This is a genomic window from Microcella putealis (assembly GCF_004216575.1).
Classification (GTDB): domain Bacteria; phylum Actinomycetota; class Actinomycetes; order Actinomycetales; family Microbacteriaceae; genus Microcella; species Microcella putealis.
Genome location: NZ_SGWW01000002.1, coordinates 395,089 through 408,527 on the forward strand (window position 1 = coordinate 395,089; position 13,439 = coordinate 408,527).

The window sequence follows — 13,439 nt, forward strand, 5'->3', positions numbered from 1 at the left end:
CGCGGTCAGGATGCGAGGTGTCAGCCGCGCGAGACGCGAATCGGCCCCGTGAGTCCTGAGCGATTGCGCACGCGGAGCACTCGGTACCCCTTGTTCGTGGCCGCGCGCGTGATCTGCAGCTCGCCCGCGTACCGTGCTTCCATCCACCGCTGCAGCGAGTCGGAGCCGAGGTTGCGGGCGACCACCAACCAGGCGTCGCTTCCCTGATCGAGTCGCGGCAACCACGCGTCGAGCAGGCCATGCAGTTCGCCCTTGCCGATGCGTATTGGTGGGTTCGACCAAATGCCCGTAAAGCGCAGCTCGGCCGGTACCTCGTCGGGCGCGACGGCCGTGACGTTGTCGAGGCCGAGTCGCTCGGCGTTCATCCTCGTGAGTTCGCGGGCGCGCTCGTTGACATCGACAGCCCAGACACGAGCGTGGGGTGACTTGAGCGCCATCGTGAGCGCGATTGGCCCCCACCCGCAGCCGAGATCGAGAAGGTCGCCTCCCGGCGGCGGCGCGGGAACGGCGCCGAACAGCACGCTCGTTCCGGTGTCGAGTGCTGACGGGCTGAAGACGCCGCCAGCGGTGACGACCTCGACGGCACGCCCGTCGAGGGGAACGGTGAGGGTGCGAGGGGTGAAGTCTCCGGCTGGCTGAGCGCTGAAGTAGTGCTCCTGAGCCATCAGGCGAATCTACCGAATGCGAGGACTATGCTGAAGCGAATGATTTCTGACGGTGCAGGCCCGGGCAACACAGCAGAGCCCGACGGTAACGACGCGCCCGTCGACGCGGGCAGCGCCGCCGTCGCGCGCGTCCTGCAAAACGCTGAGTCTTCGGCCCGCCGGGTCGACATCCTCGAGGGTCGAGCGACGGCTCTGCAGCGCCAGCACGACTATGTCGATGACCGCGATGGTGACCAGTTCGATCGTGAAGACCGCGCGGCGCTGCGGCGTGTTCGCGGCCTCTCGACTGAGCTCGACGATGTCACCGAGGTCGAGTATCGCCAGCTTCGGCTCGAGAATGTCGTTCTGATTGGCATCTACTCGCAGGGCTCGCTCGCCGACGCCGAGAACTCGCTCCGTGAGCTCGCCGCGTTGGCCGAGACGGCGGGCGCCGTGGTGCTCGACGGGCTTCTGCAGCGCCGCCCGCACCCCGATCCGAGCACGTACCTCGGCAAGGGCAAGGCCGCCGAGCTTGCGCTCATCGTCGCGGAGCTCGGGGCCGACACCGTTGTCGCCGACACCGAACTTGCCCCTAGCCAGCGCCGCGCACTCGAAGACGTGGTCAAGGTGAAGGTCATCGACCGCACCGCCGTGATTCTTGACATCTTCAGCCAGCACGCGAAGAGCCGCGAGGGCAAGGCCCAGGTCGAGCTCGCCCAGCTCGAGTACCTCCTTCCGCGACTGCGTGGTTGGGGTGACTCGATGTCGCGCCAGGCCGGTGGCCAGGTGGGCGCGGGCGGCGCCGGTATGGGCTCCCGTGGCCCCGGTGAGACGAAGATCGAGCTCGACCGCCGCCGCATCAACACCCGCATGGCGAAGCTGCGTCGTCAGATCAAGGGTTTCGCGCCGGCCCGCGCGGCAAAGCGGGCGAACCGCGACCGCTATGCCGTGCCGAGCGTCGCCATTGCGGGGTACACCAACGCCGGCAAGTCGAGCCTGCTGAACCGCATCACCCGCGCCGGAGTGCTGGTCGAGAACGCGCTGTTCGCCACGCTCGATGCGACGGTGCGCAAGTCGTCAACCCCCGACGGTCGGCCATTCACCCTGGTCGACACTGTGGGCTTCGTGCGCAACCTCCCGCACCAGCTGGTTGAGGCCTTCCGCTCGACGCTCGAAGAGGTCGCCGAGTCGGACGTGATCGTCCACGTTGTCGACGGTGCGCATCCTGACCCTGCGGCACAGCTTGCAACGGTTCGCAACGTCATCGGAGACGTTGACGCCCGCCACATTCCCGAAATCGTCGCCTTCAACAAGGCAGATCTCATCGATGAGGATGCGCGCCTGCTTCTTCGAGGACTCGAACCGGGCGCTGTCTTCGTGTCCGCGAAAACCGGCGAGGGTATCGACGAGTTGCGCGCGCGCATCGCTGAGGTGCTGCCCGACCCGGATGTCGAGGTCGACGTCGTGCTGCCCTATGACCGGGGAGACCTCGTCGCGCTCATCCACGAGCGCGGCCGCATCGTGTCGACCGACTACGAAGAGGTAGGCACACGCCTGCACGCGTTCGTCTCGCCGCAGCACGCGTCGCTGCTCGATGAGTTCTCGACCGCGACGACGGCCGAGGCGAAAACCGAGAGCTAGACCGAGCGTAGAACGGCGACGACCTTGCCGAGAATTTCGGCGTGGTCGCCGACGATCGGCTCAAACGCGCTGTTGCGCGGCAATAGCCAGGTGTGCCCGTCTCGCTGGCGGAAGACCTTCACCGTGGCCTCGCCGTCGAGCATCGCGGCCACGATCTCGCCGTTTTCCGCCGTCTGTTGACGGCGCACCACGACGAAGTCGCCGTCGCAGATGGCGGCGTCAATCATCGAGTCGCCGACAACCGTCAGCATGAAGAGTTCCCCGTTGCCGACGAGCGTGCGGGGGAGGGGCACGACTTCTTCGACCATCTGGTCGGCGGTGATCGGAATACCGGCGGCGATGCGGCCGACGAGTGGGACCATCGCCGCGTCAGCCACCTGCGGAGCGTCAGGGTCGGGGGTGTGCCCCTCGACAGGGTCGAGATCGATCAGCACCTCCATGGCCCGCGGTCGGTTCGGGTCTCGCCGGAGGTACCCGCTGAGTTCGAGCTGGCCGAGCTGGTGCGCGACGCTCGACAGCGATGAGAGGCCGACGGCCTGGCCGATCTCGCGCATGCTCGGCGGATAGCCGCTCTTGGCGATCGATGCCTGAATAGCGCGGAGGATCGCCTGCTGCTTGTCGCTCAGCGTCGTACGGCGACGCGATGCCGGAGTGGTGTCGGCCATGGTGCGCTTCCTTCGCTCGGAGTGAATGTCGGAGGTGCCTGGTGCACTGTCCTCATCGATCGAAACTGTATCCACGATTCCGCGGCCAATCAAACACCTGTTCGAGCGTGTCGGGGGTAACGGTCACAATTTCGACCGAAACACTTGAACTCATGTTCGATCGAATGTATGTTCGGAACACGGGTTCGCATTGCTCCTCCCGGCCGAGGGGTGATGCACCTCCGGCGGATCCCCCGCCGCCGGAGGCCCGAACTTCTCAGAAGGAGCCCACCATGACCGCCATCACCGCACACGCGTTTTCCGCCCCGGTGCGCACGCCGTCTGTGCCGGCGACGCGGGTTGTGGGTACGCGGCTGCGCATCACGCGCCGCGGCCGCGCGGTCGTGACGGCTTTCGTGAGCGCACCGATCGTGGCGGTGCTGCTTGCGCTCGCGCTGTCGGGCGGCGAGGCAACGGCAACCTCGGGCGCCGTCGATGCGCCCGTCATCACCGTGCAGGCGGGGCAGACCCTGTGGCAGCTCGCCGCCTCAGTGGCCCCCGAGGCAAACCCCGCTGATGTCGTCGCCGACATCATCACGCTGAACGAGCTGAGCTCCGCAGCCGTTTTGCCCGGCCAGACGCTAATGCTTCCCGAGCGCTACCTCGACTAGCGGGTCATACGATGGGCGGGTGACCGGCCTCGACGACCTCCCACTTCGCGACGACCTACGCGGTAGTACCCCCTACGGCGCTCCGCAAAAGCCCGTTCGCATCCAGCTCAACGTTAACGAGAACACGCACCCCGTCCCCGACGAGGTCGTGAACCACGTGACCGCGGCGGTCGAGCGCGCGGTTCGCAGTGTGAACCGGTACCCCGACCGAGAGTTCACCGAGTTGCGTGAGCACCTCGCTGCCTACCTGTCTGACTCGGAGCCGTCCCACCCCGTGACGCCCGAGCAGGTCTGGGCCGCCAACGGGTCCAACGAGGTCATTCAGCACGTACTGCAAGCGTTCGGCGGGCCGGGGCGGCGCATGCTGGGCTTTCCCCCCACCTACTCAATGCACTCGATCATCGCCGCGGGCACGGGCACCGAGTGGGTGACGGCTCACCGCGATGCTGAGTTCCGCATCACCCCCGAGACGGCGGTCGCGGCGATTGAACGCGAGCAGCCCGACATCGTCGTGCTGTGCGCGCCCAACAATCCCACGGGAACCCCGCTCGGGCTCGAGACCATCGCGGCCGCGTACGACGCGACCGACGGCATTGTGTTGGTCGACGAGGCATACGCCGAGTTCATGCCGGCCGGGCACGCGTCCGCTCTGTCGCTGTTGCCCGGCCGCCCGCGGCTGGCCGTGTCGCGCACCATGAGCAAGGCCTTCGCCTTCGCCGGCGCGCGGCTCGGGTACCTCGCCGCCGATCCGGCGCTGATTGACGCGCTCCGGCTCGTGCGATTGCCCTACCACCTGTCGGCCATCACGCAGGCGGCCGCGGTGGCCGCCCTGCAGCAGGCCCCGGCGATGTTGGCCACCGTCGAGGCGATCCGCGCGCAGCGCGATCGTCTCCTCGTCGAGCTGCCGACGCTCGGCTACTCCCCGCACGAGAGCTGGGCCAACTTCGTGCTCTTCGGCGGCGTCCACGACCCTCGCGCCACGTTCGAGTATCTGCTCGCGAACGACATCATCATTCGCGATGTGGGGCTCGCGCAGCACCTGCGCGTGACGGCGGGCACCGAGGCCGAGACCAGCGAGTTCCTCGACGTGCTCGCTAAGATGCCACGGTGACCAGCCCCCGCACTGCCGACGTTCACCGCGAGACCAGTGAGTCGAGCATCCGCCTGTCGTTGAACCTCGACGGAACGGGGCGGTCGTCGATCGATACCTCCGTGCCGTTCTTCACCCACATGCTGACGGCGTTCGCGAAGCACTCGCTCGTTGACCTCGAGGTGTCGGCTCACGGCGACACCGACATCGACGTGCACCACACGGTCGAAGACACCGGCATCGTGTTGGGGCAGGCCATCGCGCAGGCCCTCGGCGACAAGACGGGCATCGCCCGTTTCGGCGACGCGCACGTTCCGCTCGACGAGGCGCTCGCCCGCGCAGTCGTCGACGTGTCCGGCCGCCCCTACCTGGTGCACTCCGGCGAGCCCGAGGGTTTTGAGCACCACCTCATCGGCGGTCACTTCACGGGCTCCATGGTGCGTCACGTCTTCGAGGCGATCACCTTCCACGGCGGGCTGTCTGTGCACCTCACCGTGCTCGCGGGCCGCGACCCCCACCACATCGCCGAGGCGCAGTTCAAGGCGTTCGCACGCGCATTCCGCCGTGCGGTCGAGCCTGACACGCGCGTCGTCGGCGTCCCGTCGACGAAGGGCGCGCTCTGAGCTCCGCGGCCGGCCGGCCGACGGTCGCGCTGCTCGACTACGGCTCGGGCAACGTGCACTCGGCGGCGAAGGCGGTCGAAGAGGCCGGCGCATCTGTGCGGTTGACGCGGGACCGTGCGTCGGTGATGGAAGCCGATGGCCTGCTCGTCCCCGGAGTGGGGGCATTTCACGCCGTGATGACGTCACTGCGTGCTGTGCGTGGTGACGAATTGATTGACCGGCGCCTCGCGGGCGGCCGGCCGGTTCTCGGCATTTGCGTCGGCATGCAGATCATGTTCGACCGGGGTGTCGAACGGGGCACGACCTCGGAGGGTCTCGGCGAATGGCCGGGGACGGTGCGCGAACTTGATGCGCCGGTGCTGCCGCACATGGGGTGGAGCCCGATCGATGCCCCCGCCGACTCGACCCTGTTCGCCGGTCTGCATGACGAGCGCTTCTACTTTGTGCACTCGTACGCCGCGTCCGAGTGGAGCCTCGAGGTGACGAACCCGAAGATCCGGGCGCCGCGTGTGACGTGGGCCGAGCACGGCCAGCGCTTTGTCGCGGCCGTCGAAAACGGCCCATTGACTGCAACGCAGTTTCACCCCGAGAAGTCGGGGGCAGCAGGTCTCGCGCTCCTGCGCAACTGGGTCGCGTCCCTGTAGCGATTCTTGCTCTCGGGCGGCCGGGGGTAGGCTCGTGAGTCGGCCGCGCGGCCTCGAAAACCCGGATACCCACCAGAGAAAGCCTGTGATGAGCGAGTTCTCCCGCGTTCCCCACCTCACCCTCCTTCCTGCGGTGGACGTCGCCGACGGCAAGGCGGTGCGTCTCACCCAGGGCGAGGCCGGCACTGAAGAGAGTTTCGGCGACCCGATCGATGCCGCGCACGAGTGGGCCGATCAGGGGGCCGAGTGGATCCACCTCGTTGATCTCGACGCGGCGTTCGGTCGGGGAAGCAACCGCGCGATCATCAAGAAGGTCGTGAAGTCGATCCCGCGGTGGGTCAACATCGAGCTCTCGGGGGGCATTCGAGACGACGCGAGCCTCGAGGCGGCGCTCGCGACCGGCGCGAAGCGCATCAACCTCGGCACCGCCGCGCTCGAGAACCCGGAGTGGGCCGCTCACGTCATCGCCGAGTACGGCGAGGCGATCGCCGTCGGACTCGACGTGCGCGGCACAACCCTGGCCGCCCGCGGCTGGACGCAAGACGGCGGCGACCTGTGGCACGTGCTCGAGCGCCTCGAAGACGCCGGATGCGCGCGCTACGTCGTCACGGACGTCACGAAAGACGGCACCCTCCGCGGCCCCAACATCGAGTTGCTGCGCGCGGTCATGGAGCGCACGCACCGCCCGGTGATCGCCTCGGGCGGCGTCGCTACGCTCGACGACATCGCCGCCCTGCGCGAGCTGGTGCCCCTCGGCCTGGAGGGCGCCATCGTCGGCAAGGCCCTCTACGCGGGCGCGTTCACGCTGCCCGAAGCGCTCGACGTCGCTGGTCGCTGAGGCTGATCGTGTCGGGCCCGACGGATTCCGCCGGCCAGCCCTGGAAGGGGCGCTCGTTCGAACCGAATCCGAACGCCACCGACGACGGCACGGCGCCCGCCGCGTTCGTCGAGGCGCACTCCGCGTTTCGCGCCGGGCGCGCGAGTCTCGCTGAGCTCGTCGACGTGATCCGCGACTGCCGCTTTCTGATTCCGCTGGTCGCGGTGGCGGGGGAGACCGGCGTGGGCGCGAGCGGCCAGCTCGTCGACAAGTCGCAGGAGTTGTCGATCATCACGGTCGAGGGTCCAGATGGTCGTGCCGTGCTCCCGGTTTTTTCGTCGACGGCCGCGATGTCCGCCTGGCGTGCGGATGCGCGCCCCGTGCCGGCAGACGCCGTGCGCGTGGCGCTCGCGGCGGCCTCCGAGAACACCGACCGGGTCGTCATCGACCCGCGCTCGGAGACGTTGACGGTCCTGCCGCGGCCCGCCGTGTGGGCGATCGCGCAGTCGGTGCCGTGGATCCCCGCGGTCGATGACGACGCGGTGGTCGAGGCGATCTCGGCGCCCGCCGCCGCGCATCCCGAAATCTGGGCCGTGTCGGTGGTTCCGGGCGACCCGCAGGCGACCGGCGCCGGGCCCGAGGTGGTCGTGCGTCTCGCCTACGACCCGGCCGCTGAGCAGCAGCAGATTCGCCAGGCAATAGCCGCCATGAGCGCAGCCTGGGCGTCAGACGAGCTCGTGACGCAGCGCGTCGACTCGATGAGCGTGCAACCGATCGTTGCGCCGCGTTAGATAACCGGCCCGGTCCACTTCTCGCCGGGCCCCTTGCCGGGCGCGTCGGGGAAGGCGCTTGCCTCGCGGAAGGCGAGTTGCACCGAGCGCAGGCCGTCGCGCAGCGGCCGGGCGTGGTGGTCGCCCAGTTCGGGAGCGGCGGCGGTCACGAGCCCCGCGAGGGCGTTGATGAGCGAGCGGGCCTCGGCCAGGTCCATCTCGGCCTCGCCGTTCTCCGACAGCCCGCACTTCACGGCGGCCGCGCTCAAGAGGTGCACGCAGGCGGCGTTGATGATCTCAACCGCGGGGACCTCGGCGATATCGCGGGCGGCGGTGTCCATGGTGACCTCGTTCTGCTATTCTTGGGCGGGCTCCGGGGCACGTTCCCCGGTACGAAAGTGGAGTTCGCTCCCACCCGCGCTTGACCGAATCACTAGGTTACCGGGTCGCCATGCCTCCCTCAGCCGCTGTACGGGCTGAGAGATTAGGGGCTGACGCGGCCATGCGCGCCGTGGAATTGCACTCCTCGATCGGGCCAGCCGAGACCGCCTCGGTACGGCCGCCAGCATCCGAGAAACTCGTCAGAGGAGTCGCCATCAGCGAACCGAGAATCAACGACCGCATCCGCGTTCCCGAGGTCCGACTTGTCGGGCCGGGAGGCGAGCAGGTCGGCGTCGTAAAGGTTGAAGTCGCTTTGCGCCTTGCGCAGGAAGCCGATCTCGACCTCGTCGAGGTTGCCCCGAACTCGAAGCCCCCCGTGGTCAAGATCATGGACTACGGCAAGTTCAAGTACGAGGCTGCTCAGAAGGCGAAAGAGGCCCGACGCAATCAGGCCAACACCGTGCTCAAAGAGGTGCGGTTCCGTCTGAAGATCGACTCTCACGACTACGAAACGAAGCGCAAGCGCGCCGAGAACTTCTTGAAGGCCGGCGACAAGGTCAAGGCCATGATCCTGTTCCGCGGGCGCGAGCAGTCCCGCCCCGAGATGGGCGTCCGTCTGCTGCAGCGTTTCGCCGAAGATGTCGCCGAGCTCGGCATCGTCGAGAACAAGCCGACGATCGACGGCCGCAACATGACGATGATCATCGCGCCGGTCAAGAACAAGTCGGAGGCGAAGGCCGAGCAGAACGCCGCTCGCGCCGAGGCCAAGGCGGTCCGTCAGGGCCGCGCCGACGACGGCGACACCGCCGACGCGGCCGGCGAGTAGCGCCCCCACCACTTCACCGCCCCTGAGGGCGAGTGCAGCACCCCGCAACGAAACGAGGAAGACATGCCCAAGCAGAAGACCCACTCCGGGGCGAAGAAGCGCTTCAAGACCACCGGCACCGGCAAGGTCATGAAGCAGTCGTCCGGCATGCGTCACAACCTGGAGAAGAAGTCGAGCGAGCTGACCCGCCGACTGAACCGCGAGCAGGTGCTCGCCCCTCAGGACGCGAAGGTCATCAAGAAGCTCATCGGCGAGAAGTAACGCCGAGACACGACGAAGGTAAGGACGAAAGAAGATGGCGAGAGTCAAGCGGGCGGTTAACGCCCAGAAGAAGCGTCGGGTCATTCTCGAGCGCGCCGAGGGCTACCGCGGCCAGCGGTCGCGCCTGTACCGCAAGGCGAAGGAGCAGGTCACCCACTCGCTCGTCTACGCGTACCGCGACCGCCGCGCACGCAAGGGCGAGTTCCGTCGCCTCTGGATCCAGCGCATCAACGCCGCTGCCCGCCAGAACGGCATGACCTACAACCGCTTCATCCAGGGCCTCGCGCTCGCCGGTGTCGAGGTTGACCGTCGCATGCTGGCCGAGCTCGCCGTGAACGAGCCCGCCACGTTCGCGACGCTGGTCGAGACCGCGAAGAAGGCGCTGCCGGCCGACACCTCGGCGCCGAAGACGGCTGCGTAACCCGCACCGCGCATCCTGATCGATGGCGCGTCCACCCCGATTCGGGGAGGGCGCGCCATCGTCGCGTTAACCGGCTATTCGGTGGCGATCGCTAGCATGAGCGCGTGATCGACAACCCGCGTTCGCCCCGCGTGCGCGCGGCGGCGAAGCTTGCGAAGAAGAATCAGCGCGCCGAGACGGGCCTGTTTCTTGTCGAGGGGCCCCAGGCGGTCGCCGAGGCGATCCGCTTCCGCCCCGAGCTCGTCCGCGAGATTTTCGTGACGCCGCAGGCGCGCGATCGTGCGGGCGCCGTCATGCGGGATGCCCGCGCGGCCGAGGTGCGCGTGGAGATCGTGACCGACGCGGTGCTCGATGCGATCGCCGACACGGTGACCCCGCAGGGCATGGTGGCGGTCTGTGAGACCTTCCCGTCGTCGCTTGAGGCGATCGTCGCATCCGCCCCGCGCCTGGTCGCGGTGCTTGAGGAGGTGCGCGACCCCGGCAATGCGGGCACGGTGATTCGCGTGGCCGACGCGGCCGGCGCCGACGCCGTCATCTTGACCGGCACGAGCGTTGACCCGTTCAACCCCAAGGCCGTCCGGGCGACGACCGGCTCGCTGTTTCACGTGCCGGTGGTGGTCGGGGTCGATCTCGACGAGGCGCTCGACGCACTCCGGGGGGCGGGCATTCGCGTGCTTGCCGCCGACATCTCGGGTGACGACCTGCTGGCGGCGCGCTCGGAGGGCGACCTGGATGGCGCGACCGCGTGGTTGTTCGGCAACGAGGCCCGGGGCCTCACGACCGAGCAGTTGACGCGCGCCGATCGCGCCGTGATCGTGCCCATCTACGGCAGCGCTGAGTCGCTGAATCTCGCCACAGCCGCAGCCGTCTGCCTGTACGAGAGCGCGTTCGCGCAGCGCGCGGCGGCGGGCGACCAGTGACCCCGAGGGGCGCGCGATGAGCGTGCTGATCGTCGAGGACGACGATCGATTGATGGATGCGCTCCGCGCGTACCTGCGCAAGTCCGGTTACGCGACGACGGGCGCATCGGACGCCGCGCAGGCGATGGAGTCGCTCGGCGCGGACACCGAGGTGGTGCTGCTCGATCTCGGGCTGCCCGACATGGACGGCATCGAGCTGTGCCGGCTCATTCGGCAGCGTTCGGGCGTGCCGATCATCATCGCGACGGCGCGCAGTCACGTGCAGGAGCGCATTCGCGGGCTGCGCGCGGGCGCCGATGACTTCGTCGTGAAGCCCTACAACGTGCTCGAGCTCGTCGCCCGCATCGAGGCGGTCACGCGCCGGTGGCGCACCGCCGTCGCTGAGCCCGACCACGATCAGGTGATCACCCTCTCAGGTCTGCGGATCGATCTCGCCAGTCGTCAGCTCGCGATTGACGGCGAGAGTGTCGACCTCACGAGAACCGAGTTCGACATCGTCGCGGCCCTCGCCCGATACCCCGGCGTCGTGGTGCCGCGCGAGCGCATCATTCGCGAGGTCTGGCAGACCGACTGGCACGCGTACAGCCGCTCACTCGAAGTGCACGTCGGCTCAATCCGTCGCAAGACGGGCCGCGTTGACGTCATCGAGACGGTCCGGGGCGTCGGCTACCGGGTCGTCGGGAGCTGACGGTGCGTCGCCGGCTCGTCGTGGTCTTTCTGGTGCCGCTCATTGCGGTGCTATTGGTGCTGGGCGGCGCGTATGCGTGGAGCGCCGCGCGCAGCATCCAACAGGAACACATCACCGAGTTGGTCGGCGACGTGGCCTACTTTGTGACTAACGCGCGCCAGGCGCTGCGTTCGGGCAGCCCCGAGCTCGTCACCCGCGAGGCCGAGCGCTACGCCGAGGTGTACGGCACCGGCGTCGTCGTGGTAGACCGCTCGGGTGCACCCTGGGCGACGGGCGGCGACGACGCGACGGTGCTCGATGAGGCGACGACGGCGCAGATTCAGCTCGCTCTGGCCGGCCGTCGCGGCGACTTGCCCCAACCGGGGGCGCCGTGGGAGTTCACCGAGCTCGTCATCGTTGAACCCGTCTTCGATAACGGGGATGCGATCGGCGCGGTCGTCGTGGAGGCCAACGTCGACGTCGCGCGGGAGGCGATTCTTGAACAGTGGGTGCTCGTGCTGTTCGGCGCGGTGCTCGCGACGTCGGTGGGTCTCGTCATTGTGTTCCGGCTGTCCGACTGGGTTTTGCGCCCCGTCCGTCGCGTCGACCGCGCGATGGAGGCGATCGAACGCGGCGAGATCGAGTCACGCATTGCGGATGACACGGGCCCTCCCGAGCTGCGCCGCATGATTCTGCTGTTCAACCGCATGGCCGACGAGATTGAGCGCACCATGTCGCGGCAGCAGGAATTCGCGTTGAATGCCTCCCACGAGCTGCGCAACCCGCTGAGCGCCCTGCTCGTACGCGTCGAGCACTTGGCGACGGGCCTCGGCGATGAGTGGACCCGCGACATTGAGGAGACGCGCGAGGAGGGCAGGCGCATGACGCGCATCCTCGACACCCTGTTGAATCTGGCGCGCAGCGGCCAGCGCGACGCGGTGGCCGATCGCGTCGACATCACCGAACTGGTGCGCAGTCGGCTCGATGCCTGGCGGCAGCGGGCCACGCAGGCGCGGGTGTCGCTCGTCCTTCGCGGCGATGCCCCGGTCTCGATCGCGACCGACCGCGTGATCGTCGAAAGCGCTCTGGACGCCGTCATCGACAACGCGGTGAAGTTCTCGCCCTCGGGTACGCGCGTCGTCGTCACCGTCGCCGAATCGGATGGCGGCGTCGACATCGTGGTGCGCGACAACGGGCCGGGCGTCGACACGGAGGAACTGGCGCACCTGACCGACCGCTTCTGGCGCAGCCCCCGCAACCGATCGACCCCCGGCTCGGGGCTCGGCCTCGCCATCGCGACCGACCTGGTGCATTCGATTGGCGGCAAGCTGCGCATCGAGGCGCCCGACGGGGGAGGCCTCGCCGTGCACCTGCGACTGAGTCCGGAGCTCGCCGCATGAGGCAGACCCGACGTTCAATCGCGGCGCGGGCGCTCGCCATCGTCGCGGTGATCGCGACCCTGGCAGGATGCGCGCCCTCGCCCGTTCCCGATCGCTTCGCCATCGCGGGCGGCGGCGTCACCGGCGTCTACTACAGCTTCGGAGCCGAGCTCGCGGAGGAGTATTCGGCGCGATTCGGTGCTGCCGTGACGGTTGACGAGACGAACGGCTCGGTCGACAACCTGCAGCGCGTGGGCGACGGCCGCGCGCTGCTCGGTTTCGCGCAGAGCGATGCCGCTGCTGACGCGGTGGCCGGTGCGGGAGCCTTCCCTGAGCCGTTGCCGGTCGCGGCAATCGCGCGGCTATATGACGAGTACGTGCACGTCGTCGTGCGCTCCGACTCCGACCTTGCGCGACTGGCCGATCTGGAGGGGCGCGCCGTGTCCCTCGGCGCATCCGGCTCGGGGGTCAACTTGGTGGCACGACGCGTCTTGGATGCCGCGGGCGTCTCCCCGGCGGACGTCACCGATGAAGAGCTCGGGCTCGCCGAATCGATCGCCGCGCTGCGCGCCGGCGACATCGAAGCGTTTTTCTGGGTGGGCGGGCTGCCGACGCCCGGCCTCACCGAGCTCTTTGCCGACACGCCGTCGCGGCTGCTGTCGATCGAGTCGGCGACCGTCGAGCGCGTGAACGCCGAACACGGCGGCGTGTACCGTCTCGCGGAGTTTCCGATCGGCGCGTACGGTCGCGCGGAGGCGACGGCGACGATGACGGTGCCGAACTACCTGATGGTCGCCGACAGCACGAGCGACGACGAGGTCGTCGCACTGCTGGCATCACTGTTCGATTCGCGTTCTCGGATCGCCGCCGACGTTCCGGCGGCCGCGCTCCTCGACCGACGGCAGGCAATTTTCACTGATCCCGTGAGCCTGCACCCGGGTGCGGTGGCGTACTACCGCGACGCCCGCGACTAGCTCGTCCCGCTGACGTCGCGAGCTCATTTCGACCGCGTTGCGGGCGCGTTACCCACGCTCAAGAAA

General features: G+C 68.4%; 17 protein-coding genes. 14 read left to right on the forward strand and 3 right to left on the reverse strand.

Going from position 1 to position 13,439, the window contains the following annotated elements:
• Positions 1-20: 20 nt before the first annotated feature.
• The gene (locus tag EV141_RS06785; RefSeq protein WP_130485197.1) at positions 21-665 is read right to left on the reverse strand and encodes a class I SAM-dependent methyltransferase; all 645 of its coding nucleotides are present in this window, start codon (positions 663-665) and stop codon (positions 21-23) included.
• 39 nt (positions 666-704) lie between these two features.
• Between EV141_RS06785 and hflX the strand changes: the two genes are divergently transcribed.
• Positions 705-2,285 carry a GTPase HflX gene (gene hflX / locus EV141_RS06790; RefSeq protein ID WP_130485198.1) on the forward strand — a complete coding sequence of 527 codons (1,581 nt, stop codon included), beginning with the start codon at positions 705-707 and terminating at the stop codon, positions 2,283-2,285.
• Here hflX and lexA read toward each other — a convergent pair.
• Entirely contained in the window at positions 2,282-2,950 is a 669-nt protein-coding gene (lexA, locus tag EV141_RS06795) for a transcriptional repressor LexA (protein WP_130485199.1), read from the reverse strand. The two genes, hflX and lexA, sit on opposite strands and share 4 nt — an antisense overlap.
• A gap of 272 nt (positions 2,951-3,222) precedes the next feature.
• Here lexA and EV141_RS06800 point away from each other — a divergent pair, with 272 nt between their 5' ends.
• The 6 genes from EV141_RS06800 to EV141_RS06825 all read left to right on the forward strand — a co-directional run bounded on the left by EV141_RS06800 (position 3,223) and on the right by EV141_RS06825 (position 7,565).
• The gene (locus EV141_RS06800) at positions 3,223-3,600 is read left to right on the forward strand and encodes a LysM peptidoglycan-binding domain-containing protein (RefSeq protein WP_130485200.1); all 378 of its coding nucleotides are present in this window, start codon (positions 3,223-3,225) and stop codon (positions 3,598-3,600) included.
• Positions 3,601-3,619: 19 nt separating this feature from the next.
• The gene (locus tag EV141_RS06805) at positions 3,620-4,711 is read left to right on the forward strand and encodes a histidinol-phosphate transaminase (RefSeq protein WP_130485201.1); all 1,092 of its coding nucleotides are present in this window, start codon (positions 3,620-3,622) and stop codon (positions 4,709-4,711) included.
• A complete protein-coding gene (gene hisB, locus EV141_RS06810; protein ID WP_130485202.1) occupies positions 4,708-5,313 on the forward strand; it encodes an imidazoleglycerol-phosphate dehydratase HisB in 606 nt (201 codons plus the stop codon). The genes EV141_RS06805 and hisB overlap by 4 nt, the downstream gene beginning before the upstream one ends.
• Positions 5,310-5,957 carry an imidazole glycerol phosphate synthase subunit HisH gene (gene hisH / locus EV141_RS06815; RefSeq protein WP_130485203.1) on the forward strand — a complete coding sequence of 216 codons (648 nt, stop codon included), beginning with the start codon at positions 5,310-5,312 and terminating at the stop codon, positions 5,955-5,957. The genes hisB and hisH overlap by 4 nt, the downstream gene beginning before the upstream one ends.
• 88 nt (positions 5,958-6,045) lie before the next feature.
• The gene (gene priA, locus EV141_RS06820) at positions 6,046-6,795 is read left to right on the forward strand and encodes a bifunctional 1-(5-phosphoribosyl)-5-((5-phosphoribosylamino)methylideneamino)imidazole-4-carboxamide isomerase/phosphoribosylanthranilate isomerase PriA (protein WP_130485204.1); all 750 of its coding nucleotides are present in this window, start codon (positions 6,046-6,048) and stop codon (positions 6,793-6,795) included.
• A gap of 8 nt (positions 6,796-6,803) precedes the next feature.
• Positions 6,804-7,565 carry an SseB family protein gene (locus tag EV141_RS06825; RefSeq protein WP_130485205.1) on the forward strand — a complete coding sequence of 254 codons (762 nt, stop codon included), beginning with the start codon at positions 6,804-6,806 and terminating at the stop codon, positions 7,563-7,565.
• Here the strand turns inward: EV141_RS06825 and EV141_RS06830 are convergent.
• Positions 7,562-7,885 carry a DUF1844 domain-containing protein gene (locus EV141_RS06830; RefSeq protein WP_130485206.1) on the reverse strand — a complete coding sequence of 108 codons (324 nt, stop codon included), beginning with the start codon at positions 7,883-7,885 and terminating at the stop codon, positions 7,562-7,564. The genes EV141_RS06825 and EV141_RS06830 overlap by 4 nt on opposite strands.
• A 161-nt stretch (positions 7,886-8,046) precedes the next feature.
• On the opposite strand from EV141_RS06830, the gene infC reads away from it, so the two are divergent.
• The 7 genes from infC to EV141_RS06865 all read left to right on the forward strand — a co-directional run bounded on the left by infC (position 8,047) and on the right by EV141_RS06865 (position 13,373).
• The gene (infC, locus tag EV141_RS06835; RefSeq protein WP_130485207.1) at positions 8,047-8,751 is read left to right on the forward strand and encodes a translation initiation factor IF-3; all 705 of its coding nucleotides are present in this window, start codon (positions 8,047-8,049) and stop codon (positions 8,749-8,751) included.
• A 63-nt stretch (positions 8,752-8,814) separates the two neighbouring features.
• Positions 8,815-9,012: a 50S ribosomal protein L35 gene (gene rpmI, locus EV141_RS06840; protein WP_130485208.1), complete on the forward strand. Its 198-nt coding sequence runs from the start codon at positions 8,815-8,817 to the stop codon at positions 9,010-9,012.
• Between the two features lie 34 nt (positions 9,013-9,046).
• A complete protein-coding gene (gene rplT, locus EV141_RS06845) occupies positions 9,047-9,433 on the forward strand; it encodes a 50S ribosomal protein L20 (RefSeq protein ID WP_130485209.1) in 387 nt (128 codons plus the stop codon).
• Positions 9,434-9,537: 104 nt separating this feature from the next.
• Positions 9,538-10,353: a TrmH family RNA methyltransferase gene (locus tag EV141_RS06850; RefSeq protein ID WP_130485210.1), complete on the forward strand. Its 816-nt coding sequence runs from the start codon at positions 9,538-9,540 to the stop codon at positions 10,351-10,353.
• A gap of 16 nt (positions 10,354-10,369) precedes the next feature.
• Positions 10,370-11,041, forward strand: coding sequence for a response regulator transcription factor (locus tag EV141_RS06855; RefSeq protein ID WP_130485211.1), 672 nt, complete (start codon positions 10,370-10,372; stop codon positions 11,039-11,041).
• A 2-nt stretch (positions 11,042-11,043) separates the two neighbouring features.
• The gene (locus EV141_RS06860; protein ID WP_130485212.1) at positions 11,044-12,420 is read left to right on the forward strand and encodes a sensor histidine kinase; all 1,377 of its coding nucleotides are present in this window, start codon (positions 11,044-11,046) and stop codon (positions 12,418-12,420) included.
• Complete coding sequence (locus EV141_RS06865; protein WP_130485213.1) at positions 12,417-13,373, forward strand: TAXI family TRAP transporter solute-binding subunit; 957 nt, start codon at positions 12,417-12,419, stop codon at positions 13,371-13,373. The genes EV141_RS06860 and EV141_RS06865 overlap by 4 nt, the downstream gene beginning before the upstream one ends.
• Positions 13,374-13,439: the final 66 nt, after the last annotated feature.